Origin of the sequence: Lentzea alba (genome assembly GCF_047445655.1) — a bacterium.
GTDB classification, from domain to species: Bacteria; Actinomycetota; Actinomycetes; order Mycobacteriales; family Pseudonocardiaceae; genus Lentzea; species Lentzea alba_A.
Window position 1 is genome coordinate 43,470 of record NZ_JAJAEG010000046.1, and the last position, 12,618, is coordinate 56,087.

General features: G+C 67.4%; 14 protein-coding genes. 1 reads left to right on the forward strand and 13 read right to left on the reverse strand.

Annotated elements, in window-relative coordinates; all coding sequences use genetic code 11:
- Window positions 1-12 precede the first annotated feature (12 nt).
- Entirely contained in the window at window positions 13-1,398 is a 1,386-nt protein-coding gene (locus tag LFM09_RS45420; RefSeq protein WP_414102852.1) for a glycerol-3-phosphate dehydrogenase/oxidase, read from the reverse strand.
- Window positions 1,395-1,970, reverse strand: coding sequence for a TetR/AcrR family transcriptional regulator (locus tag LFM09_RS45425; RefSeq protein WP_414102853.1), 576 nt, complete (start codon window positions 1,968-1,970; stop codon window positions 1,395-1,397). The genes LFM09_RS45420 and LFM09_RS45425 overlap by 4 nt, the downstream gene beginning before the upstream one ends.
- On the opposite strand from LFM09_RS45425, the gene LFM09_RS45430 reads away from it, so the two are divergent.
- A complete protein-coding gene (locus LFM09_RS45430) occupies window positions 1,969-3,531 on the forward strand; it encodes an FAD-binding oxidoreductase (protein ID WP_414102854.1) in 1,563 nt (520 codons plus the stop codon). The genes LFM09_RS45425 and LFM09_RS45430 overlap by 2 nt on opposite strands.
- Window positions 3,532-3,655: 124 nt before the next feature.
- On the opposite strand, the gene LFM09_RS45435 is transcribed toward LFM09_RS45430, so the two are convergent.
- The 11 genes from LFM09_RS45435 to LFM09_RS45485 form a co-directional block, all read right to left on the reverse strand.
- Window positions 3,656-4,669, reverse strand: coding sequence for an NADP-dependent oxidoreductase (locus tag LFM09_RS45435; protein ID WP_414102855.1), 1,014 nt, complete (start codon window positions 4,667-4,669; stop codon window positions 3,656-3,658).
- 83 nt (window positions 4,670-4,752) lie between these two features.
- Window positions 4,753-5,286, reverse strand: a complete 534-nt coding sequence (locus LFM09_RS45440) for a GNAT family N-acetyltransferase (RefSeq protein WP_414102856.1) — start codon at window positions 5,284-5,286, stop codon at window positions 4,753-4,755.
- A gap of 180 nt (window positions 5,287-5,466) precedes the next feature.
- Window positions 5,467-5,898 (reverse strand): hypothetical protein, encoded by a 432-nt coding sequence (locus LFM09_RS45445; protein WP_414102857.1) that lies wholly within the window; start codon window positions 5,896-5,898, stop codon window positions 5,467-5,469.
- 5 nt (window positions 5,899-5,903) lie between these two features.
- Window positions 5,904-8,720 carry an FtsK/SpoIIIE domain-containing protein gene (locus LFM09_RS45450; protein ID WP_414102858.1) on the reverse strand — a complete coding sequence of 939 codons (2,817 nt, stop codon included), beginning with the start codon at window positions 8,718-8,720 and terminating at the stop codon, window positions 5,904-5,906.
- Entirely contained in the window at window positions 8,720-8,971 is a 252-nt protein-coding gene (locus tag LFM09_RS45455) for a hypothetical protein (RefSeq protein ID WP_414102859.1), read from the reverse strand. The genes LFM09_RS45450 and LFM09_RS45455 overlap by 1 nt, the downstream gene beginning before the upstream one ends.
- Entirely contained in the window at window positions 8,971-9,231 is a 261-nt protein-coding gene (locus LFM09_RS45460) for a hypothetical protein (protein WP_414102860.1), read from the reverse strand. The genes LFM09_RS45455 and LFM09_RS45460 overlap by 1 nt, the downstream gene beginning before the upstream one ends.
- A gap of 239 nt (window positions 9,232-9,470) precedes the next feature.
- Complete coding sequence (locus LFM09_RS45465) at window positions 9,471-9,902, reverse strand: hypothetical protein (protein ID WP_414102861.1); 432 nt, start codon at window positions 9,900-9,902, stop codon at window positions 9,471-9,473.
- A 19-nt stretch (window positions 9,903-9,921) separates the two neighbouring features.
- Complete coding sequence (locus tag LFM09_RS45470; protein ID WP_414102862.1) at window positions 9,922-10,395, reverse strand: alpha/beta hydrolase; 474 nt, start codon at window positions 10,393-10,395, stop codon at window positions 9,922-9,924.
- Window positions 10,396-10,971, reverse strand: a complete 576-nt coding sequence (locus tag LFM09_RS45475) for a DUF4232 domain-containing protein (protein ID WP_414102864.1) — start codon at window positions 10,969-10,971, stop codon at window positions 10,396-10,398.
- A gap of 65 nt (window positions 10,972-11,036) precedes the next feature.
- Entirely contained in the window at window positions 11,037-11,906 is an 870-nt protein-coding gene (locus LFM09_RS45480; RefSeq protein WP_414102865.1) for a gamma-glutamylcyclotransferase, read from the reverse strand.
- A gap of 343 nt (window positions 11,907-12,249) precedes the next feature.
- Complete coding sequence (locus LFM09_RS45485) at window positions 12,250-12,594, reverse strand: winged helix-turn-helix transcriptional regulator (RefSeq protein ID WP_414102866.1); 345 nt, start codon at window positions 12,592-12,594, stop codon at window positions 12,250-12,252.
- Window positions 12,595-12,618 lie beyond the last annotated feature (24 nt).

The following is a 12,618-nucleotide window of genomic DNA, read 5'->3' on the forward strand; positions in this document are numbered from 1 at the left end:
GACGCCCTTTCGTCATACGGCGGCGAGGAGTTTGGCGATCTCCGGGGCGGCCTTCTCTCGGTCCTGCGGGACCAGGCCGATGCGGGTGCGCCGGTCCAGGATGTCGTCGACGTCCAGCGCGCCCTCGTGCTTGATGGCGTGCACGATGTCGGCTTCCGTCACGCCTGGTGCGATCGGTGTGGTCGGTTGCGGGCGGTCGTCGACCAGACGGATGTCCTTGGTGCGACAGGGGATCTGCGTCAGGTTCGTCGCGTTCACCGCGTCCGCCGCCATCTTGCGGTAGGTCGTGAGCTTGCCGCCGACGATCGTGATCACGCCGTTCGGGGCTTTCAGGACGGCGTGGTGGCGGGACAGATCTGCGGTCTGCCCCTCGGCTTGGAGGAGCGGACGCAGGCCGGCGTAGCTGCCGATGACGTCGTCGCGCGTCAGGGTTCGTTGCAGGAACCCTGATGCGGTCTTGAGCAGGAAGTCCACATCGGACTCCGGGACCTGGGGAACGTCGGGGATCTCGTCCACGGGTTCGTCGGTGAGGCCCAGGTAGGCGCGGCCGTTCGCCTGGGGGAGCAGGAATGCGTAGCGGTTTCGTTCGCCGGGGACCGGGATCGTCAGCGCGGTTCCGGCGATACCAACGGTTTTAGCGTCCACGACCAGGTGCGAGCCCCTGGACGGCTTGAGGTTCACGGGCGCGAGCGTGCCGGCCCAGACGCCGGTCGCGTTGATCACCGCTTTGGCCTTGATGGTGAACGTGGTGCCGGTGAGGGTGTCCTGAGCCTCGGCGCCATCGCCTTGCAGCGTCAGGACTTTCGCGCGCGTGATGATCCGGGCACCGTGGCCGGCGGCGGTCCTGGCGAGAGCGACGACCAGGCGGGCGTCGTCGACAAGCTGGCCGTCGTAGCTCAGGAGTCCACCGGTGAGGTGGTCCGGGTTCAGTCCGGGGACCAGCGCCAGCGCCTCGTGCTTGGGCACGCGGCGAGGCCTGGGCAGGATGTTCGCCGGAGTGCCGGCGGTGATGCGCAGGGCGTTGCCTGCTTTCAGCCCGGCCATCACGAAGTGGTTCGCGTTGGCGTGCAACGGGAACAGCATCGGCAACGTGCGGGTGAGGTGCGGAGCGGTCCTGGTCATCAGGATGCCGCGCTCCACCGCGCTCTCGTGGGCGAGCTTGACGTCGCCCTTCGCCAGGTAGCGCAGGCCGCCGTGCACGAGCTTGCTCGACCAGCGCGAGGTCCCGAACGCCAGGTCGTGGGCTTCCAGCAGCACGGTCTTCAGGCCGCGGGAGGCCGCGTCCAACGCGACACCCGTGCCGGTGACGCCGCCACCGATCACCAGTACGTCGGCGACTTCTTCTTGTGCTGCTTGGAGATCTTGTTGCCTGCGGGCGGCGTTCAGGGAGGTGTTCACGGGCGCAGCGCTCCGTCCAGCTGTTTGGCCAGCTCGTCGAGCAGCGAGGTGAAGTCGAGGCCGGAGGTGGCCGGTCTGGTGCTCAGCACCATCGACTGGGTGCTGAGCAGGACGACGCGGGCCTGGGTCTTCGCGTCGCCGAACCGGATCGAGCCGTCGACGTGGCCGGCTTCGATCTGGCCGATGAGGAACTGCTCGACCAGCCGCTGTGTGCTGCCCAGGCGGTCGGTCAGGTAGGGGAGCATCAGCTCGGCGTCGAGCTGGAGCACGCGTTGCATCAGCGGGTTGGCCGACAGTGCCCGGATGGCCTCGGTGGAGCGTTGGACGAGCTGCTCGCGGGCGTTGCCGCGGCCTGCCGTCTGCTCGACCTGTTCGAGCAGGGCAGCGAACTCCCGGGTCATCAGGGCGCGCACCAGGTGGTCCACGTCCGGGTAGCGGCGGTAGAGGGTCATGCGGCTCACGCCGGCGCGTTTTGCCACGTCGGTGAGGGTGGTCCGGCGTACTCCCACCTCCAGAACACACTCACGGGTGGCGTCGAGCAGCGCGTCGTGGGTGTGACGTTGAGACGTCATGTGTCACACTGTAGCAGTGACCAGGGCGCGATGGACCACTGAGACTGTGCCGCTTCCTCCCCATGCGTTGGCTTGGCTGAGTCAGCGGGTTGGGCTGGGGGAGCCGTTCGAGGAGGTGCCGGTGTCGGCGCCTGAGTCGGCGTTGTCCGCGGACGCGTTCACGGCGTTGGAGGCCGTTGCGTCGATCAGTGCCGACCCCGCCGATCGGCTGGGGCGTGCTGGTGGGTTGTCGTACCTGGACTTGTTGCGGCGGCGTGGGCACGGCACGCCTGCGGTGCCGGACGCTGTCGTGCAGCCCGCTACCCCGGATGAGGTCGTCGAGGTTCTGAAGGTGTGCGTCGAACACGACGTCGCCGTGGTGCCGTTTGGCGGGGGCACTTCTGTGGTGGGTGGGGTTGAGGCCCTGCGTGGTGAGAAGTCTGCGGTTGTGGCGCTGGACCTGGGTGGCCTTGGGGCACTGGTTTCTGTTGACCCCGTGTCTCGGGTGGCGGTGTTGCAGGCTGGGGTGACTGGGCCTGAGGCTGAGAGGTTGTTGGGGGAGCACGGGTTCACGCTTGGGCATGTGCCTCAGTCGTTTGAGCGGGCCACGATCGGTGGGTTTGCTGCTACCCGGTCGGCTGGGCAGGCTTCGTCCGGGTATGGGCGGTTCGAGGACATGGTCGAGTCCGTGCGGGTGGCCACTCCTGTCGGGGAGTGGGTTGTTGGGGCTGCTCCTGCTTCTGCTGCTGGGCCTGACTTGAAGCAGCTGGTGTTGGGCAGTGAAGGGCTGTTCGGGGTCATTACCGAGGTGTCCGTGCGGGTTCGGCCCAAGCCGTACGGGCCTCGGTATGAGGGGTTTGTCGTTGACGGGTGGGAGGCCGGCGTTGATCTCGTTCGGACTCTTGCTCAGGACGGGGTGCTGGCTGATGTGACTCGTCTGTCCGATGTGGACGAGACCGAGGTGGCGTTGGAGTTGGCTGGGTCCAAGGCTGCTGCCTTGAAGAAGTACTTGCGGTTCCGGGGTGTTAAGGCGCCTTGCCTGGTGATTCTTGGTTGGGAGTGCAGGTCTCGGTCAGCGACGATGAGTTCGTTGAGTGGTAAGAAGGTTGTTCGGCTTGGGCGGGCTATGGGGGCCGCTTGGGTGCATGGGCGGTTCAACGGGCCTCGGCAGCGGGATGCGCTGTTGGACGCTGGCGTGTGTGTTGAGACGCTGGAGACTGCCACGCATTGGGCTCGGGTCTCTGAGCTGCGTGATGCTGTGCGTTCCGCGTTGACGGCTGAGCTCGGGAACCCCGTGGTGATGTGCCACGTCTCGCATGCTTATGAGACTGGGGCCTCGTTGTACTTCACCGTGTTGGTGCCTCGGGATTTGGCTGATCCTGTCGGGCAGTGGGAGCGGGCCAAGGTTGCTGCTTCTGAGGTGATTTCGTCGATGGGGACGATTACGCATCACCATGCTGTCGGGCGGGATCATCAGCCCTGGTTGGAGAAGGAGATCGGGGCGGTTGGGGTTGAGGTGTTGCGGGCTGTTAAGGATCGGCTGGATCCGACTGGGATTTTGAATCCTGGCAAGCTGATTTAGGGACGCTGGCTGACCCGCCGGTTGCGTAGGTCGTCCCCCGGTTGCGCAAGGGCGGCTCGCCTTCGGCTTCGCCATGCGAAAGGGCCACCGCGCGGTGTGCGCAGTGGCCCTTTTTGGGTGTGGATCAGAACTTCACGAGCATCTTGCCGGTGTTGTCGCCGCGCAGCATGCCCAGGAAGGCGGAAGGTGCCTGCTTTGCGCCGCCCTCGATGATGGTCTCGGAGTACTTGAGCTCGCCGGAGGCGATCCAGGCTGCGACCTCGGCCACGAACTGCTGCTGCAGGGCCTTGTGGTCGCCGACCAGCATGCCGCGGAGCGTGAGGCGCTTGGCCAGGATCTGGATCATGTTGCTCGGGCCCGCGGGCTTCTCGGACTCGTTGTACTGGGAGATGGCACCGCACATGGTGATGCGGCCGTTGATGTTCAGGGACTCGATGGCGGCTTCGAGGTGCTCGCCGCCGACGTTGTCGAAGTAGACGTCGATGCCGTTGGGGGCGGCTGCGGCGAGTTGCTCGGCGACCGGGCCGTCCTTGTAGTTGAAGGCCGCGTCGAAGCCGAGCTCCTCGGTCAGGTACTTGACCTTGTCGGCGGAGCCTGCCGAGCCGATGACTCGGGTGGCGCCCTTCAGGCGGGCGATCTGGCCCACGATCTGTCCGACGGCTCCTGCGGCGCCGGAGACGAAGACGGTGTCGCCCGGCTTGAATTCTGCGGTGGCCAGGAGGCCTGCGTAGGCGGTCAGGCCCGGCATGCCCAGGACGCCCAGGTAGGCGGAGAGCGGGGCCACGGTGCCGTCGACCTTGACCACGTGCTTGGCGTCGACTGCGGCGTACTCGCGCCAGCCCAGGCCGTGGAGGACGTTGTCGCCCACGGAGAGGCCCTCGACGCCTGCGCCGACGGCGACGACTTCACCGACCGCGCCGCCGTCCAGAGGGGCGCCCACCTGGAACGGGGGGACGTAGGACTTGACGTCGTTCATGCGGCCTCGCATGTACGGGTCGACGCTCATGACCACGTTGCGGACCAGGATCTGGCCTTCGGCTGGAGTGGGGATCTCGACCTCGGCGATCTCGAAGTTCTCCTCGGTCGGCCAGCCGGTGGGGCGGGAGGCGAGGCGGACTTCGAGTGCGGTGCTGGTCATGGTCGAACCATCTCCATCCTGGAAATTGCGGATCAGTTATCCGTTTCAACAGTGTTCTGCTGAGGACTGTTCCAGGATGTGACCTAGGACGCAGGGAGGAGGGTGGTGACGTCTCGGTAGGTGAAGCCGAGTTTGCGGTACAGGGCGATGGCGGGGGCGTTGTAGTTCTCCACGAAGAGGGCGCAGGTGCCGTACAGGGAGAGGAGGGAGGAAGCTACGAACTGGCAGACGCGGTGGCCCAGGCCCTGGCCTGCGTGGGAGGGGTGGACGGCTACGCCCATCATGAAACCCACGTCGATTGAGGACCACGCTTCGGCTGCTGTTGCCACCAGGGTTGAGCCGTTGTGGACTCCGGCCCAACGTTGGACTCCCTGCTCGCCTGGCCACGCCCAGGAGTCCGGGTTGGCGGCTTGCAGGAGGGGCCGGACGTCGTCCAGGTGGGAGAGCCAGGAGACGTCTGGGGGTAGGTCCAGCGTGCCGGAGCGGTCCATCCAGCCGAAAGGTTTGTCCTCGACCCACGGCGTGGGCATCAGCGAGGCGACGTCTGCGGCCAGTGAGCGGGACATCAGTGGGCGCAGGTTCACGCCTCGGCCGTGGGCGGCCAGTAGTGAGGCCACGCCTTCTGGTGGGCCGGAGAGGACTAACCGGCGGCGGCGGGTCAGGGCGGGGGCGTGTACGGCTACGGCGCCTCGGTGTTCCCAGGCTGCACCGCCGCACGACAAGGCTTGGGAAGCCCACCTGACCAAGGGATCGGGGCAGGCTTCCAGGACGTCGGCGGTGGTGCGTAAGCGGCGCACTCAGTCCTTCTGTTTGCGGCGCAACAAGGTTCGCTTTGCCAAGGAGTCTTCCAGGCCCTGGTAGGCGAGGTCCATCGCGCGGTTGTACTCGCCTTGGGGGCGTTGGGGGACGGACTCGTCCGGGAGCGGGAACGTGACCATTTGCAGCCAGCGCTCGTTCCAGAGTTGTTCTACTGCCTGCTCCCAGTGCAGGGCCGCGCCCATGCGGACCACTCGTTCGCGGTCGCGGACCTCGGCGATCTGCTGCTGGGTCGACGCGATTCGCTCTGCCAGTTCGGCGCAGCGGACCTCGTCCAGTTTGCGCTGGCGGGCTGCTGCGTCCGTGGCGATGGCGATGATCTCCTTGTAGCGCTCGACAGCGGAGACCGGCGGCACCTCGATCACCTCCTCGCTCTGGCGTTGAGCCGGCACCGACTCGAACATGGTCGTCATCGGGTTCATGACACCTCACCTGTGTCGAACGGGATGATCACCTGCGGTCGCGAGTGCTCGAACCTGTCGAAGAACAGGCCTCGGCGTGGCCTCGGTGACCACGCCATGACCTGTTCTGGCCCGAGCGACAGCAGCTCCTTGCCCTGGACGTCGAACGCCACCCAGGCGCCGATGTCGTCGTAGACACCCGGCGGAAGACTGTTCTTGAGACGTTGCACGCCGCGCCACCAGCCGAGCACGTGGGTGCGGTTTTCTGGGCCGTGCTTGAGGACCGTGCGCAGACTGTCCAAACCGGACGACCGCGTCGTCGGATCCTTTTGTTCCAGCAACGTGTGTGCTGCGTCCACGCCGTACAGCACCAGGTAGTGCGGCGACGGCGGGGTGTCCGACGTGCCGGTGTTCAGCGACTGCAGGCGGGCCGCGGTGCGGTCCAGCAGTTCGCGGATGCCGTCGATGCCGATCACCGAAGCATCATGGCCGTCGGAGCTCAGGCGTTTCGCCAGATGCAACGCTTCCGGCATGGCCTCGTCCACCAGGCAGGCGAGGCTGAACGCCGCCTCGACGGACTCGTGTTGCCTGCCCAGTGACGCGGCCGCTCCGCCGAGCACTGCGGCCGCGTCCTGGACCACGGAGCCGATCACCGCGATGTTGCGGCCCGGGGTGCGGGCGAAGCGAACACGTGCCGCGCTGCCCGCGACGTCGATGACCTGTCCTAGCAGAACGGTAGGCGATGCGTCGCCGGGCCGCAGGTCGAGGAAGTCCGGCAGGGCGTCGAGCAGCGGGACCTTGCTGCCGTCGAACAGACCTGGCGCCTGGCCTGGCTCGCGGCGCCACAGCTCGTTCTGCAGGAAGTCCATCGTGCCCTTGGACGTGGAGTCCGGGATGCGGCAGATCTCGTTGCCCGGCTTGACACCCGACTCGTGGTTGATCACGGTGTGCCAGCGCGGGAGCTCCACGGCGGCGTCGTTCGCGGGCTCGGCCAGCACGCGGCGGGCCTTCGGCAGTGCGATGCGGACGGTGAACTGCTCGAAGATCGCCGACTTGCCCCAGAAACCCTCGATGCCCGAGACGTCCTGTGACGAGAGCACGAGGTGGATGCCCTGCGAACGACCGCGCCTGGCCACGTCCTCCAGCAGCTGGGTCGCGGCGGCGGTGACCTGGTCGCGTTCGCCGAAGAGGTACTGGAACTCGTCGATCACCGCGACGATCCGCGGCCAGCGGCCGGACGGGTCCTCGGCGCGCAGGTGTTCGAGCTTGGTGACCTCGTGCTGCTTGGCCGCGTCCGCGCGGCGGCGCATCTCGTCGGACAGGAACCGCAGCAGCGCGACGCCGAACTCGCGGTCGGTGTTGACGTTCACGCCGACCAGGCGCGCGTGCGGCAGCCACGACGGGTCCTTGCGGCCCGGCGCGAACTGCGCGAACGACACGCCTTCCTTGAAGTCCAGCAGGTACAGCTCCAACTCGTCCGGCGAGTACCGCGCGCACAACGAGCCGAGCATCGCGTAGAGGAAGTTCGTCTTGCCGGAACCCGAAGGTCCGCCGATCAACGCGTGCGGCGAGGTGTCGCCGAGCTGGACGCAGACCGGTTCGCCGTCGTCGAACCCAACGGGCGCAACGACTCCCGCCGCCGAGTTCTCCGTCCACGGCCGTTCGGGCAGCAGATCGCCGAACGTGCTCATGCGCGTCCGCCGCTCCTCGCGCTTGTCCGCGATGGCGGCACAGGCGCGCGGCACGAGAGTCCGCGGCAGAGGCGGATCCAGCGTCACCGTCACGTGCTTGCCGGTCATCGTGCACGTCGCGGTGCCGTCGCCGCGCAACGCGACCGTCTCGACCGGCGAGTTGATCGTGATCGGGATGTCCACGATGAACAGCTGCACGCCGCACGCCAAACCGTTGCGCGCCACGCGTTGCAGCTGCTGCTGGTGTTCTTCCTTCAACGCCTTGCGGTTGCCGAACAGCACGGCGATCCGCCACGGCTCGGTGCGCCGGCCCTCACCACTGACCGAACGCACGGTCAGGTGGCCGTCGACCAGGACCTTCGTGTGCACCTGCCGGATGTGCTCGGACAGCTCGTCCAGCAGCTCGTGCAGCCGCGCGGGGTCGTGCACCGTCAGCAGGTTCGCGCGGGTCAACGGGTAAAGCCCCGGCAACGAGCCGGTCAGCTGCCCGACGTCCCACACGTGGACGTGCACGAGTCCTGGCTGGAAGTGGCTCAGGACCCGCAGCAGCAGGTTCTCCACCAGGGTGTCCGCCAGCTGGCGACTGTCCGAAGTGGACGAGATGTGCAGGTGTGCCTGGTCCAGCAGCGGAACCGCCACCGGGAACGGCCGTTCGTCCGGTGCGGACGTCACCACGCCCGTGCCGATCCGCCACAGCTCCGGCACCACGCTGCCGTCGTGCGTGCCCGGCGTGCCGAGCCACGACTCGTGCGGCCACGACGCCGGCCCGGCCGCGACCGTGTTCACCAGCGCGGTCAACTGGTCGGGGCCGGACGTCGTCCACTCGTGGTACGACTGCTGCCAGTCGTGCTTGATCTGGGCGAGACGTTCGTCGAACTGAGCCATCGACAGCGGAGCCTGGCGAGGGTTTCTCCCGCGCTTCTCGTCCACTGTCAGGAACGAGGTCACGTTCGTGAGCGCGACATCGCGAAGGGCCTTGTCGACCCCCATGCCGCGCACGGTGAATTCGAACATGTCCTTCGCGTGCTCCGTGGCGAGCGCACGGTGCTCACGCGCCACGGAGCCCAGCGCAGCGGAAACGGCGCGCTGGAACTCCGCGAAGGCTTCCTCGATCCTCCGTCGTCGATCGTCCCGCCTGCTCATCACAGCTCCACGGTGAGTCGTTGGATGCGCTCTAGGGTTCCCACCATCAGTTCCAGCTGATCGGGGAATCTTTCCTTCGCACGCACGAACTCCGGTGGAAGCAGCGACTCGTGGTGGTTCTCGCTCGAGTCGGCCAGGGTGGCCACGGCCTCGTCGAGGCTCTCCTGGGCGCTGCGCACACTCCGGTACGCCTCACGCAGGATCTCGCTCGCCTGCTCGAGCGCGGCACGAACCTCGGCGATGGATGCCATCAAAGCCTGCTGTTGATGCCCTCGGCCCCGGAAATGCCGGCGCCGAGGTAGTTCTGCAGCTCGCTCACGCCGGACACGACCTGGGCGAACTGGGCGTTCGTCGTCTCGACGTCCGCCTGCACAGAACCCTGCGTGACCGATGTCAGCAGCTGCTGCGCGTCCTCGGCGAGATCAGCCGCCTGCTGAAGGGCCTTCTGGCTTTCGCTGGCCTTGTCGATCGCCTGGGCGATCGCGTTGCGGACCTCTTCGATGCTGGCCATGTCGGCTCCCGAACCCTCCCGGCACAGGGTGGCAAGCAACCACCCTCAGTAGAGATTGTGCCCAGATTTTCACAGTTGAGACCGAAGATCGGCTAACCGGGTGGATGCCTGAATCCACTCGAACGGGCCTTGATTTAATGATCAGTTAGGCGCGCTCCTGGCCCCTTGACTACCCGTGTAGTGACCCTCACAAAGCCGCCTACAGCCCGTTGTGTCCACTTACCGACCAGCCGGGTGAATCAAGACGGCCTTGCGGGTGAGTTGTCACGCGGAGTGCCTGCACCGAACGGGTCATCTCCGGCCCAGGCCTCGACCATGACGCGCTCGGCGCCCGGCACGAGTCCGTTGATCAGCTCCGGGTCGTCCAGCACCGTCCACGCCGTCGGCGGCTCACAGGCCACGCGAGGCGTCGGGAACGCATCACCCAGCCCGCGCACGAAGGTGCGAACCGTCCGCGCCAGCGCCGCGGACACGTTGTGGGTGGCCTTCTCCGTGCTGGGCTTCGAGATCACGACCGCCCAGCACCCAGGCTCCTCGTCGGAGCAGTCACGGGCGTCCAGGACCTGCGCCCCGGTACGGCTGATGAGCGCGTCGCACGCGGCCCGCGCCTGGTGCTCGTCGGCTGCCTCGACCACGACGGTGATCAGCAGCACGAGGTCGTCATCGTTCATGTCGGGACGAAGTCTGCCACTAGAGCTTCGCCACGAACTCAACGATCCGCGTCACGGCCTCACCGTCGGTCAGCAGACCGTCGACGACGTGCTCCTCGAACGCGGTTCCGCGGATCCTGTCCGTCCCCGCCCGCGTGTCCGAGATCGGCACGATCTCGTCGTCGGACCCGTGCAGCCACAACGTCGGCAGGTCGCCGAGGTGCGGCCCGAAGTTGACCTCGTCCATCAGGTCCGCGAGCTCGTCGGACGCCCCGTCCCACATGCCCAGCACCGGCGACACCAGCACCAGCGCGGCGAGCCCTGAATGTGTTTGGGCGTACCGAGCCGCGGCGGGCGCGCCGATGAAGTGTCCAATGAGGACGACCGGAACCGGCGAAGCCTCAACGGCGGCAGCGATGTCCTCGGTCACCGCGACCGGAACACCGGCGGTGCGCAGCGACAGGGCGATGCGCTCGCCGTGCGGCAGCACGGCGAGCCATCCGGGTGCTTCCATCTACGAAGCGTAGAACGCGCTGATCTCGATCCGGCCACCCGAACACACGGGGCCGAGCGTCCACGGCACGGTCAGCGGCACCGTCTCGTCCGGCGGGATGGCCGCGGCCTTCGACGGCTCCGGCTGGCACGGCCCCTCGACGGGCTCGTTGCCCGACGGCACGACACCCCAGTGCAGGTTCGCGACGGCCTTGCCGCCCGGCGCGAGCGTCAGCGCCTTCGGGCCGGGGTCCGCCATGCGCTCCAGCTTGGTCGGCAGCGCACCGGACCCGTTCTCCAGCTGGAAACCGCTGTAGCCGTTCAACGTGCACGGCATCGTGCCGCCGTTCGTGACGACGAACTTGCCGTACCGGTTGCCCGCGCCGGCGTCCGTCGGGTCGACCTGCCCCTTCAACACGGACGAGTCGCAGCGCTTCACAGCGGGTGCGGCCGCGCCGGAGTTGGCCGGCGCGGCAGTGGGGGTCGACGACGGCGTCGAGGTCGGCAGCGTCGGCGAGCCGTTGTCCGCGGTTCTGTCGCCGCAGGCCGTCACGCCAGCGAGCACCAGCAGTCCGCACGCGATCAACCGTCGAGTCATGGGTGCACCTCCTACCAGTGAGGATGTGCCCATTCACGAACTCGGCCACACAACGTGCCGGTAATTCACCTGATCTGGTTGACGTCCCAGCCGTCGGGCAGTTCGGACATGCCGTTGACTGCCGCGGTCCAGATGTACGTCCACGCGATCCGGCCGTCCGGCAGCACCACGCGCACGCGGCGGTAGTCCTCGCCCTCGTAGTCGTCGAGCACCGGCAGCGCGTCCTCCGGCGACTTGAGCCGCAGCACGAAGCCGGGCACGCCGAGGCCGGCGCCGGGACGCAGCGCCGGGTAGCCCAGGCCGGTGTCGAAGAGCGTGCCGGGCAGGTGGGTCTCCTCGGACGAGACGACGTGCGGCTCCATCAGGTGCCAAGCGCTTGCGCCCGGTTGGAGCGTGCCGTAGACGAACAGCAGCTCGGGCCAGTCGTCGGCGGACGGCACGCCGTGGACCTCGGTCACGTCCAGTCCGTCCGTCACGGCTGCCCTCTCTCCCAGCACGAGGGCGCGTCGCTGCGAGACGTCCTCGCAACGGACCATACGGCCGTTGAAGAGCACGGGCATCCGCTTCTTGGAGCCCGCGGTGTAGGCCAACACGCTGTCGATGACGCCGCCGTTGTAGAGCACCACACGGCCCGTGTGCAGGCGTACGAGGCGGTAGCGCAGTCCGCGGCCCTCGCAGCGGTCCAGGACGCGCAGCTGTTCGGGCGTGGCGAACCAGACGGAGTGCTCCTCGACGTGACCGGGAGCGGCCGCCAGGGTTGCGGGGCGCTGGCCGTCGCGGGCGCGCATGCCTGCGGCCCAGACAGCAGAAAAGCCCTCACAGCGTGCGCGCAGCACGACCGCGGGGCCTTCGAGACCGAGCTCCTCGCGGAGCCAGGTGACCTTGCTGGGATTGGCGTTCGAGCCGTAGCCGAGAACCGGCATTCGGGACGCCAACGGGGGTTCACCGTGGTTTGCGAGCCATTGGTCTAGGTCGATGTTCTCCGGCTCAACTCGCCATCCCGACTCCATCGTGAGGTCCGGTCGCACTGGCCAGCCTGTTTCGTCGACGTGGACGAAACAGTGGTCTGGACGAGTACCCGGATAGGGCTCCGCCGGATGGCTTTCGTCGGTGAACGGTTGGGCCATTGGTCCATTGTGCCAGGCTGAGGGGCCAGATCGCGCCCCCTAATCGTGACCCATCCGATGTTTGACCCGCGAATCTAGGGGTTTAGTGAGAACGTTCACTGCGCGTTCGGGTGACTAATCCGATGTCTATCTGTCGACACTCCGGTGCTGCTCAGGCGTCGTCGTAGCGTTGCTGCGCCTGGGCGACCTCCGGGTGGTTCGCCTCGATCCAGTGCGCGAGCGCCACGAGGTGGCCGGCGGCACCGCGACCGAGCGGCGTGAGCGAGTACTCGACGTGCGGCGGGATGACCGGCTTCACCTCGCGGTGCACGAAGCCGTCGCGCTCCAGTGTCCGCAACGTCTGGGTGAGCATCTTCTCGCTCACGATCTCCAACTGGCGGCGCAGGTCGCTGAACCGCCACGCCTGGCCGTTGGACAGCGCCTGGAGCACCAGGACGCCCCACCGGCTTGTGACGTGCTCCATGATCGCCCGCTCGGGACACATCGTGACCTGCATGCTCACCTCCACGTAAGTACCCAA